Below are 25,769 nucleotides of genomic sequence, written 5' to 3' on the forward strand. Positions count from 1 at the left end.
CGGGCGTGTCGAAGGACGCAGGACCTGTCGACCGGCGAGAAGGCCGGGGGCGGCTTCCACCCCCGGCGGTCACACCATCACACCAAGTACTTCTTGAACCAGCCGACCGTGCGGTCCCAGGCGAGCTTGGCGGTCTTCTCGTCGTAGCGCGGCGTCGAGTCGTTGTGGAAGCCGTGGTTCACGCCTTCGTAGATGTAGGCCTCGTAGACCTTGTTGTTGTCCTTGAGCGCCTTCTCGTAGGCGGGCCAGCCGTCGTTGATGCCCTTGTCGAGGCCGGCATAGTGGATGAGCAGCGGGGCCTTGATGCGCGGCACGTCCTCGGCGCGGGGCTGGCGGCCGTAGAAGGGCACCGAGGCGGCGAGTTCGGGATAGGCGACCGCGGCCGCGTTGCACACGCCGCCGCCGTAGCAGAAGCCGACGATGCCGACCTTGCCGTTGCCGGCCGGGTCCTTCATCTGGGTCTCGATCGCGGCGAAGAAGTCGTTCATGAGCTTGGTCGGATCGACCTTGCGCTGCAGCTCCACGCCCTTCTCGTCATTGCCCGGGTAGCCGCCCTGGGACGTCAGGCCGTCCGGCGCCATGGCGATGAAGCCCGCCTTCGCGACGCGGCGCGCCACGTCCTCGATGTAGGGGTTGAGCCCGCGGTTCTCGTGCACCACGATCACGCTGCCGACCTTCTCCGTGACCTTGGCCGGCCGCACACGGTAGGCGCGCACCTTGCCGTTGCCGTTCGGCGAGTCGTAGGTCACGTACTCGGCCACGATCTCGGGATCGGTGAACTGCACCTGCTGCGCCAGCGCGTAGTTCGGCGCCAGCGAGTTCAGGATGGTGAGCGCGGTGGCGCCGCCGACCGCGTATTTGGCGGCGCGGTCCAGGAACTCGCGCTTCGTGATCTTGCCGTGCGCGTAATAGTCGTAAAGGTCCAGGAGCTCCTGCGGGAAGTCCTTGGCGGTCAGGCGCGTCATGGTCGTTGTCCTCGTTGTCATTTTTTGTCGACGGGGCGCGCCAGTTAAGGCGAAGCGGCCCGCGGGCGTCCCATCACGATCGTGTGTGCCCATCGTCGCGATGCCTGGGGTGGGCGGCGAGGAAGCGCTCGGTCACGGGCGTGCCCTCGGCCCAGGTGTGGCAACCGCCGATCCAGTAGGGCTTCTCGCCTTCGTACTGGCCTTCTCCGCGGGCGATGCGCTGCATCTGGCGCAGCGCGGTGGTGGCCTGGATGAAGGCGGTCGGCGCGCTGCCCAGCATCTCGCGCAGGTGCGTGCAGCCGCAGGTGCCGCCGAGAATCTCGGCCAGCGCCTTGCGCCAGCCCCTCGTGAGCGAGCGGCCGACGAGCCCCTGCGCCGCCGCGGTGCTGCCCTCGCACATGTCGTAGGGCCTGTCGCGCATCGTCACGGCAACGGCGTTCACGAGGCCCTCGCCATCGGCGGTCAGCGTGCAGGCGATGTCGTGAATGAAGCCTCCCGGCGGAATGACGCCGCGGTCGCGGTCGGGATAGGCGAAGGGTTTCGAGTCCTGCACCGTGCACTCGACGTCGATCAGCCCGTCCTCGCGCTCATAGACATCGAAGGTCACCGCGCGCTTGTGAATGGGCCGGCGCGCCACCGGTGAAGTCATGCTCTCGTCCTCTGCTGGCCGGCTCCTGGAGCCTGGGCGCAGAGGTTGTCCCATGGCCGTTGCAGCAGTGGCAAGCGCGTGCCGGGCGGTGCCGGCATGCGCGTCGTGTCGCGGAAGGGATGCAGGGCGGCTCAGCCCAGACTGACCGCGCCCGCCAGCGTCGTCACCCCGTCGAAGGTGGCGATCAGCGTGGCGTCCTCCGCGCCGCCGCCCGTCCGGTCGAGATAGAGCCCCCGGCTGGTCGTGTCGAACAGGAGGTAGGCGGCCGCCGTGTCGCGCGAGAAGCCGGCCCGCGGAGCCTCGAAGATCGACGACAGGTTCGACAGGCCGAACCCGGCGGACCGGACGACGACGAGGTCGCCCGCCGCGAAGTCGGTGACGCGGGCGACCCCGGGCGCGCCGTCGAAGATGAACAGGTCGTTTCCGGCCCCGCCGGTCAGCACGTCCGCGCCACCGCCCCCCGTCAGCTCGTCGTCCCCCGCCTCGCCATCGAGCGTCTCCGCGCCCGCACCACCGACGAGGGTGTCGCCGAAGCGCCCCGCCGTGACGGCCTCGACCCCGGCGATGGCCCCCTGGGCAAGGCTCCCGACCCTCCACCGGCCCGCGCCGAGGTCGACGTTCAGGCTGCCGAGAGTCTCGAAGTTGGTAAACACGACATGGTCCGCTCCGGCCCCGCCCGTCACGTCGTAGAGGCTCGCGGATGCGCCTTCGAACTTGACCGCGTAGAGGGCCTTGTAGACGTCGTACACGAGGGTGGTGACTTCGGCGGGTTGCTCGACGACCGTGTCGAAGGCCTCCACTAGCGCCGTCATGGCCGCCGGGCGCCGCAGGTCCTCGGCCGTCCTGTCACCGTTGGCGAAGCGGAAGGTGCCGATGCCGGACACGAGGTCGATCCCCTCGCCGGCCTGGCGCCGGTCGGCGATGGTGAAGCGTCCCGCCGCGGCGTCCCAGTCGATCGCGTAGTGCGTGTCGGCGCCGGCGAGAACGAGCATGTCCGTGCCGCTTCCCCGGATCGTGTCGTCGCCACTTCCCCCGGCGAGGGTGTCCGCCCCCGTGCCGATCAGCAGGTCCGCGCCGTCCCCTCCCGACAGGTAGGCGCCCGCGCCGCCTCCCTGAAGGGTGTCGGCCCCGTCCCCGCCGAAGGCCGCGTCCGCCCCTGCCCCTGCCGTCAGGAGATCGTCGCCTCCCTCCCCGTAGAGGACCGCGGCGTCGTCCTCGGCCAGGGACCCGACGAGGGTGTCGTCGCCCTCCCCGGCATAGAGCACGTCCGAGCCGGACCCCGCCGTCAGAGAGTCGCGGCCGGCCCCGGCGAAGAGCACGTCGTCGCCCCCGCCGGCCTCCAGCGTGTCGTCGCCCGCCCCTCCATCGATCAGGTCGGCGCCCTCGCCGCCCGAGAGCCTGTCGGCGCCGGCGCCGCCCAACAGGGTGTCGTTGCCCTCCCCGCCGTCGAGCCAGTCGTCGCCGGCCTCGCCCACCACGGAGTCGTCGCCGAGCGATCCCAGCGCCGTGTCGTTGCCGTTGCCCATGGCGATGACGTAACGGGTGCCCCGGTTTCCGTAGCCGGTCAGCGCGAGGCGGTCGGCCCCGGCGCCGAAGGAGAAAGCCTCGACCGAGCGGATGTTGTCCGCCGCGTAGGCGACGAGCGTCGCCGCGTCGGCCCCGGTCAGCCGATCCCAACCCCGCCCGCCGTCGATGCTGCCGGACAGGACGGCGCCGAAGCGCCGGCCGTCCCGGTCGACCCCGGCGTCGGCTCCCGACAAGGATATCGTGTCGTCGCCGTCCCCCGCGTCGATGACGTTGGTGCCCCCTTCGCCGGCGATGCGATCGGCCCCCGTGCCGCCCCGGATCGTGTCGTTTCCGCCGCCACCCCAGATGTGGTCGCGGCCGGAACCGCCGTCGATCCGGTCGTCGCGATCGCGACCGATGACAGTGTCGTCCCCGTCGCCGGCGTCGAACACGGCGTCGGCTTCCAGCGCGGACAGCGGCACGCCGGCGGAGGCCAGGACGACCTCGTCGTCCCCGCCGAGGGCCGCGAAACGGCGCAGGGCCGCGATGGGCAGCCCGTCGAAGTCGACGCGGTCGGAGCCGGTCGTAAAGACGCCGTCGGCCCGTGCCGCGGCATCGGACGGATCACCACGGACCTGGACGTCCAGCGCCTCAAACCCCGACGCCTCCAGTTTCAAGGGTGCTGCGGCCAGGCCAGCCGTCAGCTGCGAGAAATCGATCGCCTCACCCATCATGTGCCGCAGCAGCGGCGCCAGCACCGATGCGAAGGCCTCGTACTGCGCGGGCGAGAGAACGAGGCGCAAGGTATCCGAGCCTTCGCCTCCGCGGACGACCTCGTTGCGCTGCTGGCGGGGATCGCTGGTGAAGATGACAAGGTCGTCGCCCCCGCCCCCGTCCACGGTGTCGGCGCCCGCGCCGCCGTCGAGAACGTCGCCGTCGGCACCGCCGTCGAGCAGGTCGTTCCCCGTTCCTCCGAACAGGGTATCGCGTCCGGCGCCGCCGGCCAGCGTGTCGTCGCCGCCGTCCCCGGAGAGCCTGTCACGCCCCTCGCCGCCGTCGAGGCTGTCGCGGCCGCCCTCGCCGGCGATCCAGTCCTGGCCGAGCCCGCCGCTCAGGGTGTCACCCGCTTCGGCATCGCCTTCGTTGCCGCCCCAGATGGTGTCGTTGCCGTCCTCCCCGTCGATCTCGTCGGCCCCGGCCCCGCCAAAGATCACGTCCGCTCCGCGATCGCCCAGGATCGTGTCGCGGCCGGCGTCCCCGGCCAGCGTGTCGTTGCCGTCGCCACCATCGATGACGTCGTCGCCGGTTCCGCCCGAGACCACGTCGTTGCCGCCGCCGGCGAGGATCCGGTCGTCGCCGGAGCCGCCATGCACCGTGTCGTGACCCTGGCCCGCGAAGATGACGTCGGCGCCCGATCCCCCGTCGATGACGTCCGACAGGCTGCGCTGCTGGTCGGCGTCGAGCGGGCCGCCGCCGGCGATCTCGCGGGCTATCGCTGCATCGAGATAGCGAGCCGCCGCCCGGTCGTCCTCGATCCGGGCGCGGCCGGTGCGCGAGGCCACCCGGGCGGGGGACCAGATGGCTGCCGGCACCGAGAGGTCGGCCCACACGATGGCGTCACCCGCGCCGGCGTCGATGATGTCGCTGCCCAGTCCGCCCTGCAGGACCGCGTCCGACGGCGAGCCGACGACGACGCTGCGCGCCCTGCGACGACCAGATGATCCTAACGCCATGACCCCTACCCCACCGACCCGGACGGGAGCACGATACACAGCGGCGGGATGGATGAATACTTGTCATGATAGTTGCGTTACTGCCGCGCTCAGCCGATCCATGGACCATCTCTACTTTTCCGACACTCGCCCGCCGGGAGCGTCCGCGGAAAGGGCGGATGGTGCGACATTGAACGGCATGCTGTTTTCAGCTAAATAGACCGAGCATCCTTCATCAGTATTCGACGGCATATACTTTGAGTTGTTTTTTTGATCGAAATTGTTTGCCTGCACGTCTCTGGCAGAACGTGATCGCGGGCGGTTCCGGTCGGGCCGCGCGCGATGGGGCGGGGCCCGGCGCGCGGGCTGGCCTTTGCAGCGGATGACCCATGCAACGCCCCAGTCCCCAGCCTGAGGCGCACGCGCCCGTGGACTCCGGGCTGATGGCCCTCACCGGCGTCGCCGCCTTCTACCGGATCGCGGCGGACGTCGCGGGGCTGCGGCACGAGCTCGCGCTCGGGTCGCGGCCGGCCGACGAGGACGACCTGGTGCGCGCCGCCGCGCTGCTGGGGCTGAAGGCGCGGGTCATCAGGCCGGCGTCGGTGGCGCGGCTCGCCGCCCTGCCCACGCCCGCGCTGGCCCGCACGCGCGAAGGCGGGTTCATCGTCCTCGGCGGCGTCGACGCCAACCGGCAATGCCGCACCGTCGATCCGGTGACGCGGCTCGACCGGCAGCGGCCGCTCGACGAGGTGGTGGGGGAACTCGCAGGCCCGATCGTGCTGGTGCAACGCAGGATCGGCGGTGCGGGGCAGGATCCGGTCGCCTTCTCCATGCGCTGGTTCGTGCCGTCGATCTGGCGCTACCGTCGCCCGCTCGCCCATGTGCTGCTGGCGTCGCTGTGCGTCCAGCTCTTCGCGCTGGTCTCGCCGCTGTTCTTCCAGGTCGTGATCGACAAGGTGCTGGTGCACCGCAGCCCGTCCACGCTCTACGTGCTGGTGTTCGGCCTGGTCGCCATCGCGGTGTTCGACGCGCTGCTGCAATGGCTGCGCAGCTACGCCCTGAACCACACGACCAACCGGATCGACGTGGAGCTCGGGCGCAGGCTGTTCGCGCATCTTCTGCGCCTGCCGGTCGGCTATTTCGAGACGCGCCCCACCGGCCAGACCGTGGCGCGCATGCGCGAGCTGGAGACCATCCGGAGCTTCCTCACGGGCCAGGGCCTGTTCGCGGCGCTCGATCTCGTCTTCACGACGCTCTTCCTCGCCGTGCTCTTCGCCTATTCGACCGTCCTCGCCCTGGTGGTCGTGGCGACGATCCCGCTCTACGTCGCGATCGCCGCCCTGATCGGGCCCGCCCTGCGCGAGCGGGTCAAGGAACGCTTCAGCCGCGGAGCGGAGAGCCAGCAGTTCCTGGTCGAGACCGTGGTCGGGGCGGGCACCGTGAAGGCCGCGGCGGTCGAGCCCGCCATGCGGCTCGAGTGGGAGGAGCGGCTGGCCGCCTATGTCCGGTCGAGCTTCGACGCCTCCATCCTGGCGACCACGGGCCAGGGCGCGGTGCAGTTCGTGAGCAAGCTGTCCGCGGCCCTGCTGCTGCTGCTGGGCGCCGAGGCCGTCATGCGCGGCGACATGACCGTGGGCGCCCTCGTCGCCTTCAACATGATCGCAGGCCAGGTGTCGCAACCGGTCCTGCGCCTGTCACAGGTGTGGCAGGAGCTGCAGCAGGTGCGCATCTCGGTGCATCGGCTGGCCGACATCCTGGACGCGGCGCCCGAGCCCGGCAATCCCGCCATGGCCGCGCTGCCGCCGCCCAAGGGCGCCATCGCGCTGCGCAACGTGGGCTTCCGCTATACCCCGTCCGGCCAGGACGTGCTGCGCGGCGTCACCCTCACGATCAAGCCCGGCGAGGTCGTGGGGATCGTGGGTCCCTCGGGATCCGGCAAATCCACCCTCACAAAGCTCATCCAGCGCTTCTACGTGCCGCAGGAGGGGCAGATCCTGATCGACGGGCTCGACCTGTCGCACGTCGATCCGGGCTGGCTGCGCCGCCACGTCGGCGTGGTGCTGCAGGAGAACCTCCTGTTCAACCGCAGCCTGCACGACAACATCGCCCTGGCCGATCCTGCCCTGCCCCGGGCGCGGGTCATCGAAGCGGCGCGGCTCGCCGGCGCCGACGCGTTCATCGCGCAGTTGCCCCAGGGCTACGACACGCTCATCGAGGAGCGGGGCAGCAACCTCTCCGGCGGCCAGCGCCAGCGCATCGCGCTCGCCCGCGCCCTCGTGACCAATCCGCGCATCCTCATCCTCGACGAGGCGACGAGCGCGCTCGACTACGAGAGCGAGCGGATCATCCGTGCCAACATGCGCCACATCGTGCGCGGCCGGACGGTGATCATGATCGCGCATCGGCTGACGACGGTCCGCGAGGCGGACTGCATCCATGGCATGGTCGACGGGCGGATCGTCGAGTCCGGCACGCATGACGATCTGCTGCGCAAGCCCGGCGGCCTCTATGCGCGGCTGTGGGCGCTGCAGGGTGCCGAGGGCGCGCCGTGAGCGTCGCCCGGCTGTCCAACCATCTGCGCCGCGTCTTGTCGGTCTCCGATCAGCAGGCCCACCGCGACGACCAGGAGTTCCTGCCGGCCGCGCTCGCGGTGATGGAGCGGCCGCCCTCGCCGATCGCCATGGCGATGATCCTGTCGATCTGCGCCATGGCCGCCGCCGCCCTCCTGTGGGCGACCTTCGGCTGGACCGACATCGTCGCCGTCGCGCCCGGCAAGGTGCAACCGGACGGGCGGGTGCGCACCGTCCAACCGCTCGAGACCGGCAGAGTCAGGCGCATCGCCGCCCGCAACGGCCAGCACGTGGACACCGGCGACGTCCTCGTGGAACTCGACCCCGACGAGGCGGGCGAGGACGTGCGCATGCTGGCCCAGGGCCTCGCGGCGGCCCAGGCCGAGGTCGCCCGCCGGGATCTGGCATTGGCGGCCGCGGTCGCCGAGCCTGCGGCCAAACCGCTCCAGTCGCGCTGGCCCGCGGACCTGCCCCCGCCCATCCGCCAGCGCGAGGAGGCGGTGCTGGAGGCCGAACTGGCGTCCCTCGGGGCGCAGATGCGCAGCCTGGATGCCCAACGCGCCCAGAAGGACGCGGAGGTGGCGCGGCTGACCGAGACCATCGCCCGCCAGGAAGATCTCGTCGACGCGCTGGGCCAGCGGGTGCAGATGCGGCAGTCCCTGCTCAGCAAGGACGCGGGAACGCGCGGCGGCCTCATCGACGCCCAGGAAAGCCTGCTGACCCAGCTCACGGTGCTCGCCGGGCAGCGCGGCCAGCTCAACGAATCCCGCAGGGCCGCGGAAACGCTGGCGGCCGAGCGCGACCGGACGCTCCGCCAGTTCCGCGCGGAGCAGGCCACAAAGCGCAGCGAGGCCTCCCGGCAGGCCGACGAGCTGGCGCCGCGCCTGGCCAAGGCACGCCTGCGCGTGGAGCGCATGGTCCTGCGCAGCCCGGTGAAAGGCACCGTGCAGGCCTCCTCGGTCACCAGCGTCGGGCAGGTCCTCACCGTCGGCCAGGAAGCAATGCGCGTGGTGCCGGACCTCGAGGCGCTGGAGCTGGAGGTCTACCTGCCCAACAAGGATGCCGGTTTCGTCCGCGAGGGCCAGTCGGCCAGCATCAAGGTCGATGCCTTTCCCTTCACCCGCTACGGCACGCTCGACGCCACGGTGGTGCGGGTCGCGACCGATGCCATCCCCGAGCCCGATGCCCGCGTTTCCGAGGCGGACCCCACCCGCGGCGGCGAGGGCCGGCTGGTGGGCGCCGGGCAGCGCGTGCAGAACCTGGTCTATCCCGTTGTGCTGCGGACCGGCGCCACCGGCTTCACGGTCGACGGGCAGCTGCTGCCGCTCACGCCGGGCATGGCCATCGTGGCCGAAATCAAGACGGGCAAGCGACGGCTCATCGACTACGTGCTCAGCCCCCTCGTCGAGGTCACCTCCACGGCCGGCCGGGAGCGCTGAGGCTCAGACGACCAGCCGGTCCAGGTCCGCGTCCGTCACGCGTCCGCCGGTCGCCGCCCGCACGAAGCTGCGCGCGCCGCCATGGTGGGCGCGGACCTCCTCGAACGCGGCGGCGAGGTAGTCGGCGTCGGCCAGCAGGACCGGCTGGACGGCCGGATGGTCGAGCGGCATGTGGCCGCGCACGCTGGCGCGATCCCAGGCCCGGTTGGTGGTCAGATAGTCCTCGACGATGTCGGCCTCGTCGGCGCCCAGCGCGGCCTGCAGCACGCCCACGATGAAGCCGGTGCGGTCCTTGCCGGCGGTGCAGTGCACGAGCGCCGGTCGGCCGGCCTGGACGATCGCCGTCAGCGCCCCGCCGAAATCGGCCGCATGGTGCGTGACGTAGGCGCGATAGGCCGTGATCATGAGATCCTTGGTCACCGGCGCGGACGCGGTGCCCGCCTGCAGCATCGCGAACAGGGCGCCGGACGTGCGCGGCTCGACGGGATGCGACAGCACCTCGAAGCCCGCGTCGGCGAAGCCGGCATGCGAGGAGGGTCCGCGCTCGACCCGGCCACGCAGGTCCACGACCACCGACACGTGCTGCCCGAGCGCGGCGAGGCCTGCCTGCTCCAGAGTGAGCGGCGCCGCCGAGCGGAAGAAGCGCCCCGTCACGATCCGGCCCCCGCCGGCCACCGGCAGCCCGCCGAAATCGCGGAAGTTCGACAGTCCGGGCGGACCCGCGATCCCTTCGGCGGTGCCGTTTCCCGTGCCTGCGCGCGCCATCACCTTGCCCCCGCCGTCGATTGGCCTAGGCTGTCAGTGAACGCCTGCCGGCACGGGTGCTGTCAAGGCCGCGATCGGCGAGGAGGCGCATGAGCGGGTTCGATTTCATCGTGGTGGGGGCCGGCGTTTCCGGCGCCTCGGCCGCGGCGGCGCTCGCCGAATGGGGGCGGGTCGCCCTCGTCGAGGCGGAAGACGCGCCGGGCATGCACAGCACGGGGCGCTCGGCCGCGCTCTACACGCCCAACTACGGCGGCCCCGTCGCACGGCGGATCAACATCGCCAGCGGCATCTTCTACACCAGCCCGCCGGAGGGTTTCTCCGATGCTCCCCTGCTCGCCCCGCGCGGCGCCCTGACGCTGGCGAGGCCGGGCCAGGAGGCCCTCCTGGACGAGGTGCTGGCCAATGCCAACGTCCGGCATCCGATCGAGCGCGTGACGGCGGCCCGCGCCAGCGAACTCGCCGCCTTCATCCGCCCCGAATTCATCGCCGACGCCGCCTACGAGGCCGGCGTGATGGACATGGACGTCGCCGCCATTCACCAGGGCTTCCTGCGGGCCCACCGGCAGCGCGGCGGCACCCTCCTCTGCCGGGCGCCCGTGGAGAACCTGCGCCGCGTCGGCGGAGTGTGGCAGGTGCAGGCGGGGCGGCACGCGCTGGAAGCGCCCGTCCTCGTCAACGCCTCCGGCGCCTGGGGCGACGTCGTGGCGGCCAGGGCCGGAGCGCGGCCGGTCGGCCTGGTGCCGAAGCGCCGCACCGCCATCGTTGTCGAGCCGCCCGCCGGGATGGATGTGTCCCGCATGCCGGTGATCGAGTTCGCCGGCCACGGACCCTACATGAAGCCGCAGGCCAGCGGCATCATGTGCTCGCCCGCGGACGAGACGCCCGACGTCCCCCGGGACGTCCAGCCCGACGACATGGACGTCGCCGTGCTCGTCGACTGGGTGGAGCGCCATTCCTTCGTCACCGTCCGCAAGGCGCCGCGCACCTGGGCGGGCCTGCGCAGCTTCGTGACGGACGCGGCGCCCGTGGTGGGCTTCGACCCCGCCGCGGAGGGCTTCTTCTGGCTGGTCGGCCAGGGCGGCTTCGGCATCATGATGGCGCCGGTCCTGGCGCGGGTGACCGCGGCACTGGCGACCGGCGGCGCGATGCCCGCCGACTTGGCCGAGCGCGGGATCACCGCGGCGGACCTGGCGCCGGACAGGCCTTCGCTGGCGGCGTGAAGGTCAGGCGCCCGAGAAGCGGGCCATGAAGCGGCGGTCGATCCAGTCCTTCCAGCGCCAGACCCAGGAGCCCTCCACCGCGAGCCAGCGGCCTTTCCCGGCGATCGCGCGCCCATCGCCGGTCGACAGGATCACGAGGAAGGTCCGCTGCGCGTGATGCCGGCGCAACGGTTCGCCACGCGCCTTTCGAAGCAGGTTGTCGGCCAGCACGGGCCCTTGCCGGACGGCGAAGACCCCCGCCTTCTCGCGCGGCTCGTCGGTGCGCGTTGCGCAATCGCCCACGGCGAAGATGGCCTCCTCGCCCTCGACCTGAAGCGTTGGACCAATGCGCAGGAAGCCGTCCGGCGTCGTCGGCAATCCCGTCGCCGTGAGCCAGCCGGGCGCACGCGCGGCGGTGGAGACGAGGACGAGGCCAGCCTCGTGCACCTGCCCATCCGCCGCGGTCACGCGCGAACCATGGAGAGACGCGGCCCGAAAGTCGCGGACGACGTCGATCCCCAGCCGTGCCAACGCCTTCTCCAACCGCCGGCGGACGCCACCGTTCAGCGTGGACACGAGCGGCGCGGCCGTGAGGATCGCGATCGCGGGCGTGGTGCCGAACCGGGCGCGCAGCGCGCAGGCGAGTTCGACCCCGGCCGCGCCGCCACCGACAATGGCGATGCGGCGGGGGATCCCCTCGGTCTCCGCGGCCTCCAGGCGCTCCAGGAAGGTGCTGATCGGCTTCACGAGAAGGGCGTTCCTGTCGGCGCCCGCGATGGCCGAGACGTCCGGGGTGATGCCGACGTCGAGCGACAGCGTGTCGTAGGCCAGCGGCGGCCGATCGGCGAAGAGCACCTGCCGCGAGCCGCGATCGACGCCCGTCGCCGGCGCATGGACCAGGCTTGTGCCGGTCGCATGGGCGAGCCGCGCGAGATCGATGTGCATCTCGTCGCGGTCATAGAAGCCGGCCACGTGTCCTGGCAGCATGCCCGAATAGGGCGTCGTCAGCCGGTCCGTGACCAGCATCAGGCGCACGCCGCTCTCCGGGCGCATTGCGAAGTCCGTCATGACCTGCACATGGGCATGTCCACCGCCGACAAGGACGACGTGGTGGGCGGTGCCCGTGCCTTGCCCTGCGGCCATCACTTCGACATCACTGTTCGCGAACCTGTCACAGGGGCTTGGATCATGACCGTTGGTACACGTGCGGACTGAGGCAGCTTACATCACGAAGTCTTTCCGTCCGCCACCGTCACGGGAGGGTGCCGACACCCCTGCCGGAGCACTCGAGCACCGGGCGACCGCGGTCGCGGCCAGCCTCCAGGCGCCCGTGTCGAAGGCATGAGCCAAAGGTGATGAACCGCATGTCGGGGCGCTGGTCCCTCAGGTCGTTTGCGATCGCGCTCCTCGGCATGATGGCCGCCGCCTATGTCGCGGCCGTCGGCACGCTCCACGTCAAGCAGCGTACGATGGTGTTCAATGCCAGCCCCGCCTTCCATGGCGTAGCGGAGCTGAACCTGCCGGGCTTTCGCGACGCGACCATCGCCACGTCCGACGGCGAACGCCTCGTCGCGCTCTACCGGCCTGCCGACCAGGGGCGACCGACGGTCCTCTACTTCCACGGCAACAGCGGAACGATGCCGCGCATCTCCCGTCGGCTGCGGGCCCTCGCGGCGGAAGGCTTCGGCGTCCTGGCCCCCGCATACCGGGGCTACAACGGCTCCACGGGCACCCCGACCGAGGAAGGGCTCGCCGAAGACGCGCGGGCGTCCTTCGACTGGCTCGCCCGGACGGCGCCGGGCGCCACGGTGGTGGTCTACGGGGAATCGCTGGGCTCCGGTGTCGCCGTGCGGCTTGCCACCGAGCGGCGGTTCGCCGCCCTCGTCCTCGATGCGCCCTACACGGAACTCCCCGACGTCGCCGCCGAGCGCTATCCGTGGGTGCCGGTCCATGCACTCATGAAGGACCGGTTCCCCTCGGCTTCGCGCATCGCCGGCATCGCTCGCCCGCTGCTGATCCTGCACGGCGACGCCGACACCGTCGTGCCGTTCCGGTTCGGCGAGCGGCTCTATGCCCTCGCCCAGTCCCCGAAGCGTTTCGTCAGGATCCCCGGCGGCAACCACGCCGACAACATGGAAGCCGCCTGGGACGATGTGCGGGCGTTCATCGCGAGCGCGGGGACCGGCACGCGGTAGCGGTCGACCTTCGATGTCGGGTTGAGGCCGACGGAGAGCATGGCCCCGGTGACGGAGGCGCCTGATCTAGGCTGGGAGGACGATCACCTTCGTGCCGTCGGGAGTCCGCCCGTACAGGTGGATCATGTCCTGGTTGATCAGGCGTACGCAGCCCGACGACACGTTGGTGCCCACCGTCTCTGGCTCGGTCGTGCCGTGGATGCGGTAACCCGTGTCGCCGCTCGCCGTGTAAAGGTACATGGCCCGCGCGCCGAGCGGGTTGCGCGGCCCGCCGGGAACGCCGGCGCCGCGCGACGTCGAGACGAGCTGCGCCTTCACGTCCGGATCGCGCTCGACCATCTCCTTCGGCGGCACCCAGTCGGGCCAGCTGCGGTGCATGTTGATCTGCGCCGCACCGGACCAGGCGAAGCCTTCGCGGCCCACGCCGACCCCGTAGCGCGTGGCGCGCTGCCCAGGCTCGACCAGATAGAGGAGCCGCTCCGACGTCGCCACGACGATCGTGCCGGGTGCCTCTGGCCCGCGATACTCCACCTCCTGCCGCAGGAAGGTCGGGTCTACGGAGGTGTAGGCAAAGGCATTCACCGGATGGGGCTCGCCGGGGTATTTCGCGTAGACGTCCGCATAGTTAGGGCGGCTCAGCGTCCGCCCACTGCGCTTCTCGGCGGGCATCAACCCCGCGAAGAGCTGGTTGTCGAACATGGTGCCGCAGCCAGACAGTGGAAGCGCGAGCGCGCCTCCGAGACCCAGAAGCGCGTTTCGTCGTGTCAGCATCGATCGCTCCAGCCGTGTGCCCTCTTGATGGGGTAACGGCGGGCAGGGTCAACGGATCCTGGCTTGGATCTCTTTTCCTTGCAGCAGAGCGACAGCACCTGCCTGTCAGCCCTGCGCCCCCAACGCCCCCAACTCCATCTGCGTCTGCAGCGCCAGTTCGTCGTACACGGTCCACTCGTCGACGATCTTCCCGTCGATGACGTGGTAGTGCGACATGCCCAGCACGAAGAGCCGCTGGCCGGACGGGACGCCCAGAATGCCGTGGCCGGTGTGATGGCCTTCCATGATCCAGCGCACCGCCACCTTCTCGCCGCCCTCCTCGCAGGGGTTCGAGCAGACGTGCTGGGGCACGAAGGAGCAGTCGGGGAACGAGCCGACGAGGCCGAGCGTCTGGTGGAGCACGGCGGCGGGGCCGTAGAACTCCTTCATCAGCGGGCCATGCCACTGGCACGTCGGCGCGTAGATGTCGCGGATGCGGCCGAACATGCGCTTGTTGAAGATGTGGTGGAGCTGTGTGAGCAGCCAGGCTTCCGTGTCGGTGTGGGCGATCGAGACGTCGGCCTCGCTCTCCGGCGGATACTGGCCGAGCAGGCGACGGTTCTCGCCGATGTCGATGTTGCGCACACCCCTGGCGAACATGTCCTTGGCGCGGGCGGCGGCGATGGCGCGGCCATCGAGGCCGAGCTGCTGGATGATGGCCATCTGGTCGGCCACGACCCATTCCCGGTAGATCTTGTTCTCCAGGATCATGCAGTCGGCCACCGTGCGCGACGAGAACATGCGCCCGGTCGGCTTGCCGAAGTGGCCGTACTGGGTGTGCCGGCCGACGCCGGTCACGAGGTGGGACGTGTAGAAGCCGTCCACGTCGTTGCCGCGCCAGATCACCTGGGTCGCCATGCCACGGCGCTCGGGGAACGACACGAGCCGCTGGATGGTGTCGTGCACCACCTCCTCGCGCGAGTAGAGCGCGCCAGTGGTGTGGTAGAGAACCGCGTTGTGCGTGTAGTGCGTGTAGATGAGCCCGATGTCGCGCTCATCCCAGATCTTGTGGGTGCAACGGACGATGTAGTCGACGATGTCGGTGTAGCAGTCGTCGAAGCCGCGCAGGCTCTGCACGCGCGGACGGTTGTCGGGCGCGAGCTCGGTGTAGTCGCGCCGCTCTACCTGCAGCACGGCGCCGCCCTGGGCCGCTCCGTTCGCCGTTGCCATGTCGTTCATCGCCCGCCCCTTCTTCGCCATCGTGCGCCCCGTCGTCCTTAGAGCCTCAAACAGTGTCCGTCTGACTGCCGGTATCCGGTCAGTGCGCCCTCCCTCCCCTGCAGGGGAGGGTGGATCGCGCGCAGCGCGAGACGGGTGGGGGCGGTGGTGCCGGAGAAGCGAGAGGCCGGGGCCGGCCCCAGCCGCTCACATCGCCCTCTGCGCGTTCCCCACCCGTCAGCCGCTTCGCGGCTGCCACCCTCCCCTGCAGGGGAGGGAGAGCGCCTATCGCCTCGTCGTCGTGTTCTCCTGACCGTCTCTTTGTCTCTCAGTTCTGGCCCGGCACCGGGCGCTGCAGCCATTCCAGCCGCAGGGCCGCGGCCCGGCGGTGTCCTTCCAACCCTTCGCTGGCGCTCTGGCGCACGGCGGGCGGGGCGACGGCGTCGACGCCGCGCTCGTCCAGCCACTGGTGCGTGCAGATCTTGACGTAGGAGCCGACCCACAGGCCGCCCGTGTAGCGGCCGGCGCCACCCGTCGGCAGCGTGTGGTTGGTGCCGCAGCACTTGTCGGAATAGACGACGCTGGCCAGCTTGCCGATGAACAGCGAGCCGTAGTTGCGCAGCTTCTTGGCCATGCCCTGCGCGTCGGCCGTGTGCACCTGCAGGTGCTCGGCCGCGACGTGGTCCGAATAGGCGATCATCGCCGCCTCGTCGTCGCAAAGCACGATCTCGCCGGCATTGTCCCAGGACTTGCCGGCGACGCCCGCCGTGGAGAGGCCTTGGAGCTGGCGCTCGACCTCCTTCAGCGTCGCCTCGGCGAGCGCCCTGTCGGTGGTGATGAGGCCGACGCGGGTGTGGATGTCGTGCTCGGCCTGCGCCAGCAGGTCGGTGGCGATCGTGACGGCGTCGCCGGTCGAGTCCGCCACGACGAAGATCTCGCTGGGGCCGGCGAGCTGGTCGATGCCGACGGGGCCGAAGACCTGGCGCTTGGCCTCGTTCACATAGGCGTTGCCCGGGCCGAAGATCTTGTTCACCGCCGGCACGGACTGCGTGCCGTAGGCCATGGCGGCGATGGCCTGCGCGCCGCCGATGCGGAAGATGCGGTCGGCGCCCGACAGATGGCAGCCGGCGATCATGGCCGGATGGGCGGTTGGCGGCAGGCAGGCGATCACTTCGTCGCAGCCGGCGACCTTGGCCGGCACCAGCGTCATGATGGGCGCCGAGAGCAGCGGGTAGCGCCCGCCCGGCACGTAGCAGCCCACGCGCTCGATCGGGATGACGCGGTGGCCGAGATGCAGGCCGGGCAGCGCCTCGACCTCCAGCGGCAGGATGGTGGCGAGTTGCGCCTGCGCGAAGGCCTTCACCCGGCCGATGGCGAACTCGGTGTCGGCGCGGGTCTGCGGCGCGAGCTCTGCGAGCGCGGCCTCGCGTTCCTCCATCGTCACTTCGAGCGCGCCGACCTCGGTCTTGTCGAAGTCCCTGGAATAGCGGCGGACGGCGTCATCGCCGCCCTCGCGGACATTGCGCAGGATCTCGGCGACGGTGGCGCCGATGGCGGCGGCCTCGGCGGCCGCGCCCGCGCGCGGCGCCTTGACGTAGCGGGTGCCGGCGACGGGCGGGGTGGGCTGCGCGGTCATGGGTCGGGTCCTTTGTCGGAAGGGTCGCGTCAGGCCTTGTCGAGGCCAGCGAGGGCCTCGAAGGTCTCGAGGATGGAATAGATGTCGCGCTTGCCACGGCCGGCGGCCTGGGCGGCAGCCTGGAGCTGGCGCACGGTGGAGGCGAGCGGCAGCGGCATCGCGTCCCGGCGCGCGGTGTCGAGGATGAGGTCCATGTCCTTGGCCGCCGTGTCGATGTCGGAGGGCGGCGAGGTGAACCGGCGCTCCTTCAGGATCGGCGCCTTGAGGGTCAGCTGGCGCGAGCCCAGCGGCCCGGCCTCGAGGATGTCGATCATGGTGTCGAGATCGAGCCCGCCACGCTCGCCGAAGGCCAGCGCCTCGCCGATCATCGAGGAGTAGACGCCGACGATGAGGCTGTGCACGAGCTTCAGGTAGGCGGCGGAACTCCCCTCCCCCACATGGTGCACCTTGGCGGCCATGGCCTCGAAGGCCGGGCGACAGCGCTCGAAGTCCCCGGCAGCGCCCGAGCCGAACAAGGTCAGTCCCGCCGTCTCGGCGAGGCCGATGCTGCCGGCGACCTTGGCGCAGACATAGCCGACGCCGGCCTTCGCGGCCGCCGCCTCGACCTCGCCGGAGGCCTTCGGCGACACGGTCGAGAGATCGGCGAAGACGTGGCCAGGCTTCGCCCCCGCCAGCACGCCCGAGGGCCCCAGCGCGACGGCGCGCAGGATGTCGTCGTTCATGATGATCGAGAAGGTCACGTCGGCCTGCGCCGCCGCGTCTGCGGCGGTCGCGGCGACGGTGGCGCCCTTGGCGGCGAGTGCCGCCGTGCGCGCCGTGTCGAGGTCGCAGCCGACGACGGAAAAGCCGCGCGCCAGCAGGTTCGAGGCCATGGGCAGGCCCATGCGGCCAAGCCCGATAAAGGCGATCGTGGTCATCTCACGAGGCCTTCTGAAGTTGCGCCGCCTTCACCTGCACCATGAGCGAGAAGATGTCGTAGACGGTCCAGTCGTCGACGATCTGCCCGTCCTGGACGTGGAAGTGGTTCATGCCCATGAGCACGAGCGGGCAGCCCGTCGGCGCGCCGAGCACGCCCCAGCCCATGTGATGGCCGTGCATGATCCAGCGCACCGCGATCTTCTCGCCGCCTTCCTCGCAGGGGATGGAGCAGACGTGCAGGGGCGTGAAGGCCAGATCCGGGATCATGGCGGCAAGGCGCACCACCTGCGTGATCAGCGAGGCTATGCCGGTCAGCTCCGCCATGGCCGGCCCGTGCCAGCGCACGCCGGGCGCATAGACCTCGTTGAGATGGCCATACATGCGCCGGTTCCACACCTCGTGCATCCACCGCAGGCAGGCCGCCTCGCTCTCGGTGTGGGCGATGGAGGTGTCGCATTTCGCGTTGGGCGGATACTGGCCGACGCGGTGGCCGTTCTCGCCGAGGTCGGTGAGCACGACGTTGCGGGCGATCAGGTCCTTCGCGGTGCGCTCCGCGTGGGCCCAGACGTCGATGCCCAGCGAGCGGAACATGGCGTAGCCGTCGCGCACCAGCCACTCGCGGTAGATCTTGTTCTCGTAGACCATGCAGTCGGCAATGGTCCGCATCACGAAGGTACGGTTGGTGGGCGGCCCGAGGGGCCCGGGCTCCGTGTGCCGTCCGGTGCTCGTCACGAGGTGGGAGGTGTAGAAGCCCTCGTCCTCGTTGCCGCGCCAGATCACCTGCGTCGCCATGCCCCGCCGGTCGGGGAACTCGGCGATGCGCTGGATGGTGGCGCGCACCACCTCCTCGCGGTCGTAGATCGTGCCGAGCGGCGTGTAGACGACCGAATTGTGGGTGTAGTGCGAGTAGATGAGCCCCACATTGCGCTCGTCCCAAATGCGGTGGGTGCAGCGCACGATGTAGTCGACGATGTCGGTGTATTCGGGATCGAAGCCGCGCAGTCCATGCGCCCGCGGCCGGTCGGTCGGAACGAGATCGACGAAGTCCCGCCGCTCGGACTGCAGGACCTCGCGCACATTGCTGCTGCCGGGATCGGTGGGCCTCTGGTCGGTCATGACGCAGTCCTTTTCACGCGGACGTCGGAGTGAGACGGGATGTCGAGGTCGAGCCAGTCGCGCAGGGCGGCGGCGACGGCATCGGGATCCTCGATCAGGGCGAAGTGGCCGGTGCGCGGCACCTGGACGAGACGTGCGCCGGGAATGCCGGCCGCCATCTCCTCGTGCACGGCGGGGGTGCAGAGCTTGTCCTCGGCGCCGCACAGCACGAGCGTCGGCACGCGGATCGCGCCGAGGCGCGGGCGGCTGTCGGCACGGCTGATGGCCAGTTCGCTCTGGCTCCGGAACGTGTCGAGGCCGGCTGCGGCCGACATGGCGGCGACGAGGCTGCGCTTCGCCTCGTCGGCCACGTGGTCGCCGCTGACATACACCGACCACAGCTTGTCGGAGACGTAGCGTTCCATGCCGAGCTGCGCGGCCCGTTCGACCGCGTTGCGACGGGCGGTGTGGTTGGCCGGCGGATCCGGGCGGGCGTTCGTGTCGACAAGGGCAAGGCGCGCGATGCGCTCCGGCGCCTGGGCGATCATCTCGAGCGCCACGATGCCGCCGAGCGAGAAGCCGGCCAGCGAAAAGCGCGCGGGCAGTTCCGCGAGCAGTCGGCGCGCCATGGCGGCCGTGCTGGATTCGCCGACGAGCGGCTTCACGATGACGGGCCGGTGCAGGAGGCGGCAGACGACGGGCTGCCAGACGCGCTCGTCGCACAGCGTGCCGGGCAAGAGCACGAGGGGCTCGGCGGGACCAGGCGCCGCGGCGGACACGGGGCGCGCCGTGCCTGGCACCAGGGTGGTCACGGCTGCGGCCCGCGGGCGGCGGCGATGGCGGCCTTCGACGCCTTGGAGAGCAGGCCGACGTCGTTGCCGGGCGTCACGAGGCCAAAGCCCTCGCGGATGCGCCGCGCGGCCGCTTCGCCCGACGAGCAGAAGATGCCGGCGATCCGGCCCGCGGCGCGGGTCGTCTGGCAGAGCGACAGGATCGTGCCCGCGACCTCGGGATCGTCCGGCTCGGCCGAGGGCCGGCGGCCCATGGCGAGCGACAGGTCGTTGGGGCCGACATAGATGCCGTCGAGGCCCGGCACCGCCAGGATCGCGTCGGCATTGGCGACCGCCTCGGCCGTCTCCAGCATGGCGAGCGTCAGGATCTCGCCGTCCGCGTGGTCGAAGTAGTCCGGCCCGCCGTAGAGCAGCCCGCGCGCCGGGCCGAACGAGCGCTGGCCCTTCGGCGGGTAGCGGCAAGCGGAGACGAAGAGCTCGGCCTCGGCGACCGTCGAGATCATCGGGCAGATGATGCCGTAGGCGCCGGCGTCGAGGAGTTGCATCACCAGCGCCGGCTCGTTGCGCGACACGCGGGCGAGCGGCACCGCGGGGGTCGAGGCGATCGCCTGCAGCATCGCCACGGCGGCGTCGAAGCCGACCATGCCGTGCTGCAGGTCGACAGTGACGCTGTCGAACCCCTGGTGCCCCATCACCTCGGCCGAATAGGCCGAGGGGATCGCGAGCCAGGCGTTGACGGCGGGCGTGCCCGCCGCCGCAAGCTGCTTGAGCCGGTTGGGGCGCATGGGATCAGAGCTTGCCCATGGCGTAGACCGGCAGCAGGTCGGCGCGCGCGATGAAGCCGCTCTTATCGACGGCGCGGCCCATGGCCCTCGCCGCTTCCAGCACCTCCGGCGCCCATTCCGGCGTCTTGCGGCCGTCGCCGGCGGTCACGACCACGATCTCGGCGTCCGTGTCACCGAGGTTGCGGATGGAACGCCAGGCATGGGCCGGGATCGAGGCCGTATCCCACGGTCCGGCCTGCATCTCGACCTCCTCGCCAGGGCCGTTCAGGGTCACGGCCACCGTGCCCGTCAGGATCTGCAGGACCTGCTTTTCCTTGACGCGGAAGCGGGACACGGACTGGCCCGGGGGCAGCTTCAGCCACTCGATCGAAAACCCGTGGGGGTTGGTGATCTTGGGCGCGTGATTTCGGTCCTGGGTGATGCCGTAGCCGATCACCGGCGCCATCTCCGAGGCATGACCCGGCAGGCCGCTGTCGAGCAGCGCGTCCTTCGACCAGGCGCGCTCCTCCCGGGTGACGATGCGCTGGCGCATCTCATCCACCGTGTAGCGGCGCAGCTTGGCGATCTCCTCGTCCGGGATGACCTTGATGAGATCCTCGTCGGCGGGCTTCTCCTGGCCCTTGGTGGTGTCGACGAGGAAGTTGTCCTTGGTCAGGTAGAGACCATACTGGGCCGCTTCCTTGATGATGGACGGATGCCAGATGATGCCGCCGGTATCGTCGCCGCCGAGCGTCGTGAAGATCCAGCCGTCATCCGGGCCCACATTGGTGAAGCCCCGGAAGATCCAGGTCGGCACCGAGACGATGTCGCCGGTCTTGCCGACGATCTCGCCGTCGTCGCCGTTCGGTCCCCAGCGGAACTTCCACTCGCCCTTGAAGACGAGGAACACTTCCGCGGTGAAGTGGATGTGCAGGTTGTTGGTGATGCCGTGCGGCATGGCGGCCGCGCCGACGTTGAAGCCGTGCGGCTCGCGCAGGTTGATGACCTGGTCGGTGGACGTGGTCACGCCTGGCCCGATCATCGAGTAGTTCTGCTTAAGGTGCGAGCCCGGCTTCTTGCAGTCGATGAAGGCGACGGAGCACGAGACGTACTGGTCGCGCCGGATGAGGCGTTCCTGCGCCTCCCGGGCGGAAACGACGATGTCGGTCATGGCGGTCCTCTTTCCTTAAAGGCGAATGCGGTTCTCGGTGGCGGCGTCGAACAGGTAGGCCCGCTGGGGGTCCACCGCGACGCCGACCACTTCGCCGATCTCGCAGCGGAAGTGGCGGTCGCCGCGCGCGCAGACATGCCTGCCGCCGACGTTGAAGGTGACGAGCGTGGACTCGCCGGTGAGTTCGGAGGAATAGACGGGGGCGTCGAAGACGCCCTGGCCCGGACCGACGACCCGCAGGTCTTCGGGACGGATGCCGAGGACGACACCGGTGCGCGAGCCGCCGCCGATGCCGGGCACGGCGACGCCTTCGGCCCGGAAGGTGCCGTCGACGAGGTCGCCGTGGACGAGGTTCATGCTCGGTGAGCCGATGAAGCCGGCGACGAACATGTTGGCGGGGTCGTTGTAGACCTCCTCCGGGGGCGCGAGCTGTTGCATCACGCCCTTGTTCATCACGCCGACGCGGGTGGCGAGCGTCATCGCCTCCATCTGGTCGTGGGTGACGTAGATGGTGGTGATGCGCAGCTCGTGGTGCAGATGCTTGAGCTCGGCGCGCATGGTGACGCGCAGCTTGGCGTCGAGGTTCGACAGCGGCTCGTCCATGAGGAAGACGCGCGGGGTGCGCACCAGAGAACGCGCCAGCGCCACGCGCTGGCGCTGACCGCCGGAGAGCTGGGCGGGCTTGCGCTCGAGAAACGGCCCGAGTTCGACCTTGGCGGCGGCCGCGTCGATGCGCTTCTGTGCGTCCTCGCGGGGGATGCCGCGGACCTTCAGCGGATAGCCGATGTTGTCGCGCACGCTCATGTGCGGGTAGAGGCCATAGTTCTGGAACACCATCGCGATGTCGCGCTCGCGCGGCGGCATGTCGTTGACGAGATCGTCGCCGATGAAGATCTCGCCGCTCGAGGGCTCCTCCAGCCCGGCGACCATCCGCATGGTCGTTGTCTTGCCGCAGCCCGAGGGGCCCAGCAGCACCAGGAACTCCTGGTCGGCGACCGCGAGGTCGAGCTCGCGGACCCCGAAGAAGTCGCCCCAGCGCTTGGTGACGGCGTTGAACTGGATGCTGGCCATGGGTGCTCCGCTCTCAGCGCACGGCGCCGAGATTCATGCCTTTCGTGAAGTGCCGCTGGATGATGAGCGCGAAGAAGAACATCGGGATGGTGATGATGATGCCGGTGGCGGCGATGAGCTCCCACACGGGCCCGCGCTCCAACAGGAAGCCGATGATGCCGACCGGCAGTGGCACGGCCTTCTGGCGCGACAGCAGGTAGCCGAACAGGAACTCGTTCCAGGTGAGGATGAAGCAGAAGATCGCCGCGGTGAGGATACCGGGGCGCGCCATCGGCACCACGATGTCCCAGATCACGCGCAGCCGGCTCGCGCCGTCGATGATCGCCGCCTCCTCCGCCTCCAGCGGGATCGCGTCGATGAAACCCTTGATGGTCCAGATCGCGTAGGGGAGCACGATGGCGAGGTCGACGATGATCAGCGCGGCGTAGGTGTCCAGCAGGCCGAGCTTCCTGAACATCACGTAGAACGGCAGGACGATCGTCACCGCCGGGATGAACTGGGTGAGCAGGATCCACTGGAAGGTGACGCGCTTCAGCGGGAACTGCAGGCGGGAGAAGGCGTAGGCCGCGCTGACCGCGATGGGGATGGCGATCACCACCGTCGAGCAGGCGATGATGGTCGAGTTCACGACCTTCTGCGCGATGCCCCAGCGCGGGTTGAACACCTCGCGGAAGTTGTCGAGCGTCGGCTGGAACCAGATCGTGTAGGAATAGACCGTGATCGGCGTCTTGAAGGCCGTCATCACCATCCAGGCGATGGGGAAGACGATGAGCGCCGCCACGAACAGCAGCACGCCGACTTCCAGCACCTTCAGGACCGCGCGGCGGCGCTGCGCGCGCTGGCGCCGCCGTGCGGCCTCCGGCGTGACGACCGGCCGGGACAGGGAGGTGGCGACCGCGTTCATGCCGTCCTCCGGAACGCGAAGCGCATGTAGGACAGCGAGAACAGGAACAGGATCGCCGTGAGCACGTAGGCGACCGCGGCGGCGTAGCCGAACTGATAGTCGCGGAAGCCGATGTGATAGGCGAAGAAGGCGAGCGTGGTGGTGGAGCGCCCCGGCCCCCCGCCCGTCATCGTCACGATGCTGTCGAAGACCTTCAGCGCGAAGACCGACTTCAGGATGATGGCGACCAGCAGCACGGGGGCGAGCTGGGGCAGCGTGACGTCGCGGAAGACGCGCCAGTCGCTGGCACCGTCGATGCGCGCGGCCTCCTGCGTCTCCGGCGGGATGGAGGCGAGGCCGCCCATCAGCATGAAGGTGAAGTACGGCGCCCAGTGCCACACGTCGGCCGAGATCAGCGCGCCCATCGCCATGGTGGGGCTCGCCAGGTAGTCGGTGTTGCGCATGAAGGGCAGCACCGCCGCGATGGTGCGGTTGAAGGCGCCGAAGTCGGGGTTCAGCATGAACCGCCAGGAGATGCCGATCAGCGCGGGGCTCATCGCGAAAGGCAGGATCAGCAGCGTGCGCAGGATGGACGTGCCGAAGCCCTGGCGCAGAAGCAGGATGGCGAGGCCGAGCGCCGCGAGGATGGTGAAGGTCACGTCGAGCACCACGAAGGCCGCGGTGACGCGCATCACCTGCCAGAACTCGGGGTCCTCGTTGAAGGCCTCGGTGTAGTTCTCGATGCCGATGAAGCGGCCGAGCTCGATGCTCCTTGACAGGTTCAGGATGTGGAAGCTCGTCCAGAACGAGCTCAGCATCGGATACACCGTGGTGAAGGCCACGATGGCGAGCGCGGGAGCCAGCAATCCGAAGGCGAGAGCGCGCTGACGCATGCGAGACGGGGTCCGATCGATCAAGGCCGAGACACGGGGAAACTGGTCCGCCGCCGGCTCGCGCCGGCGGCGGTGTCAACGAGGGGGAAGGAGCCGGCTCAGCCGGCGCGCTTCATGATGCGGGTGGCCTGCGCGGCGGCGCCGTCCAGGGCCTCCTTCACGCCCTTGCCGGAGGTGACGACCTCCGACATGGCGGAGGCCAGTGAATCGACGATCGGCAGGAACTCGGGGATGTTCGGGATCGACTTCGTGGTGCTCTCGAGCGCCTTGGCGGCGATCCCGTGCATGCCGCGGAAGCGGGCGTTGACGGCCGGGTCGCGCAGGTTCTGCCAGTGCACGCACACCACGTCGTTCTCGGCCGGGTCGACCAGGATCTGGCGCTCGATGTCGGCCGAGGTGATGTAGTCCATGAACTCCATCGCCGCATCGCGGTTCTTCGACTTGCCGTTGACGCCGTAGATCCACTGGTTGGTGTAGGTCGTCGGCCCCGAGCCCGGGTAGGACGGCAGCGGCACGAAGCCCGCCTGGTCCGGCTTGATCGTCGCGTCGGGGAGGAACAGGCGGTTGTAGACGTGCCACCAGGTCGGCACCATGGCCGCCTTGCCCTGGAAGAACACCGTGTTGGCATCCGCCTCGTTGAACGAGCCCGCGCCGGGAGGCGCGATCTTGTGCTTGAGGATGATGTCCACGAAGTCCTGCGCCGCGGCAATGCCCTGCGGGCTGTTGAAGATCGGCTTCATGTTGGCGTCGAACAGGTCGCCGCCCTTGCCCCACAGGAAGTTGTACCAGACCATCAGGTTCTGGCCGTCATTGCGGCCGTAGGGGATGGTCACGCCGGCCACGCCGGGATTGGCCTCCTGCAGCGCCTTGCCGCTGGTGACGAGCTCTTCCCAGGTCTTGGGCGGCTGCAGGCCGGCCTTGTCGAACAGGTCCTTGCGGTACCAGAGCAGCTGGATGTGGCAGCGCACCGGCAGGCCGTAGGTGCCGGTGGAGAAAGCGCCCGCGCTGCGGAACGCCGACGGATAGCGGTTGAGGTCGATCTTGCGGGCCGCCAGCTCCTTGTCGAGCGGGATCAGGTACTTGTCGACCAGCGGCGGAATCCAGACGTCCATGGCCGTGATCAGGTCGAAGTCGTCCGAGCCGCCGACCATCTCGGCGGTCAGGCGCTCGCGCAGCGCGGCGAAGGGGACGTAGACGTAGGTGACCTTGATGCCCGTCTGCTCGGTGAAGGCCGCGACCTTCTTCGCGTGGGCGGTGAACTGGGTCGAGGTGACCGCGAGGACCTTGATCTCTTTGCCGGCAAAGGGCTTGCCGGGGGTGATTCCGGCCAGCGCGCGCTGCTGGCCCAAAAGCCCTGCGGTGGCCATGGCGGCGGCTCCGCCCAGAGCCTGGCGACGTGTGATTGTCATGGGTGTCCCTCCTGCGCTTGTTCTCGCGAGCAGGCTTCCACACGTTGACTGCGAATGCAAGGCGGCGTGCATTGAAATTCGTTGTTGCAATGCGGTAGATCAATGCATTCCAATTTTCGCACGAAAAACACGCTTGCAATTCCCTTCTGTTCCCCCGCATTTCTTGTCGC

At 69.9% G+C, this 25,769-nt stretch carries 21 protein-coding genes; 4 read left to right on the forward strand and 17 right to left on the reverse strand.

Annotated elements, in window-relative coordinates; genetic code table 11:
- Positions 1-77: 77 nt before the first annotated feature.
- The 3 genes from yghX to Q0Q47_RS01890 form a co-directional block, all read right to left on the reverse strand.
- Entirely contained in the window at positions 78-965 is an 888-nt protein-coding gene (gene yghX / locus Q0Q47_RS01880; RefSeq protein WP_293853697.1) for a YghX family hydrolase, read from the reverse strand.
- A gap of 73 nt (positions 966-1,038) precedes the next feature.
- Entirely contained in the window at positions 1,039-1,614 is a 576-nt protein-coding gene (locus Q0Q47_RS01885) for a DUF2889 domain-containing protein (protein ID WP_293853699.1), read from the reverse strand.
- Between the two features lie 131 nt (positions 1,615-1,745).
- Positions 1,746-4,853, reverse strand: coding sequence for a calcium-binding protein (locus Q0Q47_RS01890; RefSeq protein ID WP_293853701.1), 3,108 nt, complete (start codon positions 4,851-4,853; stop codon positions 1,746-1,748).
- Between the two features lie 368 nt (positions 4,854-5,221).
- On the opposite strand from Q0Q47_RS01890, the gene Q0Q47_RS01895 reads away from it, so the two are divergent.
- Both Q0Q47_RS01895 and Q0Q47_RS01900 read left to right on the forward strand, forming a co-directional pair.
- Positions 5,222-7,384 (forward strand): type I secretion system permease/ATPase, encoded by a 2,163-nt coding sequence (locus tag Q0Q47_RS01895; protein ID WP_293853703.1) that lies wholly within the window; start codon positions 5,222-5,224, stop codon positions 7,382-7,384.
- Positions 7,381-8,841 carry an HlyD family type I secretion periplasmic adaptor subunit gene (locus Q0Q47_RS01900; protein WP_293853705.1) on the forward strand — a complete coding sequence of 487 codons (1,461 nt, stop codon included), beginning with the start codon at positions 7,381-7,383 and terminating at the stop codon, positions 8,839-8,841. Before Q0Q47_RS01895 ends, Q0Q47_RS01900 begins: the two co-directional genes overlap by 4 nt.
- Before the next feature lie 3 nt (positions 8,842-8,844).
- On the opposite strand, the gene Q0Q47_RS01905 is transcribed toward Q0Q47_RS01900, so the two are convergent.
- Positions 8,845-9,606 carry a tyrosine-protein phosphatase gene (locus tag Q0Q47_RS01905; protein ID WP_293853706.1) on the reverse strand — a complete coding sequence of 254 codons (762 nt, stop codon included), beginning with the start codon at positions 9,604-9,606 and terminating at the stop codon, positions 8,845-8,847.
- Positions 9,607-9,695: 89 nt separating this feature from the next.
- Between Q0Q47_RS01905 and Q0Q47_RS01910 the strand changes: the two genes are divergently transcribed.
- Positions 9,696-10,826, forward strand: a complete 1,131-nt coding sequence (locus tag Q0Q47_RS01910) for an FAD-binding oxidoreductase (RefSeq protein ID WP_293853708.1) — start codon at positions 9,696-9,698, stop codon at positions 10,824-10,826.
- Positions 10,827-10,829: 3 nt separating this feature from the next.
- Here Q0Q47_RS01910 and Q0Q47_RS01915 read toward each other — a convergent pair whose 3' ends face one another.
- The gene (locus tag Q0Q47_RS01915; protein WP_293853709.1) at positions 10,830-11,948 is read right to left on the reverse strand and encodes an FAD-dependent oxidoreductase; all 1,119 of its coding nucleotides are present in this window, start codon (positions 11,946-11,948) and stop codon (positions 10,830-10,832) included.
- A 212-nt stretch (positions 11,949-12,160) separates the two neighbouring features.
- Between Q0Q47_RS01915 and Q0Q47_RS01920 the strand changes: the two genes are divergently transcribed.
- The gene (locus tag Q0Q47_RS01920; protein WP_293853711.1) at positions 12,161-13,000 is read left to right on the forward strand and encodes an alpha/beta hydrolase; all 840 of its coding nucleotides are present in this window, start codon (positions 12,161-12,163) and stop codon (positions 12,998-13,000) included.
- 66 nt (positions 13,001-13,066) lie between these two features.
- Here Q0Q47_RS01920 and Q0Q47_RS01925 read toward each other — a convergent pair whose 3' ends face one another.
- The 12 genes from Q0Q47_RS01925 to Q0Q47_RS01980 all read right to left on the reverse strand — a co-directional run bounded on the left by Q0Q47_RS01925 (position 13,067) and on the right by Q0Q47_RS01980 (position 25,599).
- Positions 13,067-13,771: a L,D-transpeptidase gene (locus Q0Q47_RS01925; RefSeq protein WP_293853713.1), complete on the reverse strand. Its 705-nt coding sequence runs from the start codon at positions 13,769-13,771 to the stop codon at positions 13,067-13,069.
- A gap of 105 nt (positions 13,772-13,876) precedes the next feature.
- Positions 13,877-14,989: an ester cyclase gene (locus Q0Q47_RS01930; RefSeq protein WP_293853715.1), complete on the reverse strand. Its 1,113-nt coding sequence runs from the start codon at positions 14,987-14,989 to the stop codon at positions 13,877-13,879.
- 307 nt (positions 14,990-15,296) lie between these two features.
- Complete coding sequence (gene hisD / locus Q0Q47_RS01935; RefSeq protein ID WP_293853717.1) at positions 15,297-16,604, reverse strand: histidinol dehydrogenase; 1,308 nt, start codon at positions 16,602-16,604, stop codon at positions 15,297-15,299.
- Positions 16,605-16,633: 29 nt separating this feature from the next.
- The gene (locus Q0Q47_RS01940; RefSeq protein ID WP_293853719.1) at positions 16,634-17,521 is read right to left on the reverse strand and encodes an NAD(P)-dependent oxidoreductase; all 888 of its coding nucleotides are present in this window, start codon (positions 17,519-17,521) and stop codon (positions 16,634-16,636) included.
- Between the two features lies 1 nt (position 17,522).
- Positions 17,523-18,638 (reverse strand): ester cyclase, encoded by a 1,116-nt coding sequence (locus Q0Q47_RS01945; RefSeq protein ID WP_293853720.1) that lies wholly within the window; start codon positions 18,636-18,638, stop codon positions 17,523-17,525.
- Positions 18,635-19,429 carry an alpha/beta fold hydrolase gene (locus Q0Q47_RS01950; protein ID WP_293853722.1) on the reverse strand — a complete coding sequence of 265 codons (795 nt, stop codon included), beginning with the start codon at positions 19,427-19,429 and terminating at the stop codon, positions 18,635-18,637. The genes Q0Q47_RS01945 and Q0Q47_RS01950 overlap by 4 nt, the downstream gene beginning before the upstream one ends.
- Positions 19,426-20,193, reverse strand: a complete 768-nt coding sequence (locus tag Q0Q47_RS01955; RefSeq protein WP_293853724.1) for an aldolase/citrate lyase family protein — start codon at positions 20,191-20,193, stop codon at positions 19,426-19,428. The genes Q0Q47_RS01950 and Q0Q47_RS01955 overlap by 4 nt, the downstream gene beginning before the upstream one ends.
- A 4-nt stretch (positions 20,194-20,197) precedes the next feature.
- Positions 20,198-21,343, reverse strand: a complete 1,146-nt coding sequence (locus Q0Q47_RS01960) for a cupin domain-containing protein (protein WP_293853726.1) — start codon at positions 21,341-21,343, stop codon at positions 20,198-20,200.
- 15 nt (positions 21,344-21,358) lie between these two features.
- Positions 21,359-22,414, reverse strand: coding sequence for an ABC transporter ATP-binding protein (locus Q0Q47_RS01965; RefSeq protein ID WP_293853728.1), 1,056 nt, complete (start codon positions 22,412-22,414; stop codon positions 21,359-21,361).
- A 13-nt stretch (positions 22,415-22,427) separates the two neighbouring features.
- Entirely contained in the window at positions 22,428-23,318 is an 891-nt protein-coding gene (locus Q0Q47_RS01970) for a carbohydrate ABC transporter permease (protein WP_293853729.1), read from the reverse strand.
- The gene (locus Q0Q47_RS01975) at positions 23,315-24,190 is read right to left on the reverse strand and encodes a carbohydrate ABC transporter permease (protein ID WP_293853731.1); all 876 of its coding nucleotides are present in this window, start codon (positions 24,188-24,190) and stop codon (positions 23,315-23,317) included. The genes Q0Q47_RS01970 and Q0Q47_RS01975 overlap by 4 nt, the downstream gene beginning before the upstream one ends.
- A 98-nt stretch (positions 24,191-24,288) precedes the next feature.
- The gene (locus Q0Q47_RS01980; RefSeq protein WP_293853733.1) at positions 24,289-25,599 is read right to left on the reverse strand and encodes an ABC transporter substrate-binding protein; all 1,311 of its coding nucleotides are present in this window, start codon (positions 25,597-25,599) and stop codon (positions 24,289-24,291) included.
- Positions 25,600-25,769 lie beyond the last annotated feature (170 nt).

The organism is uncultured Alsobacter sp., assembly GCF_945952055.1.
Lineage (GTDB): Bacteria > Pseudomonadota > Alphaproteobacteria > Rhizobiales > Beijerinckiaceae > Alsobacter.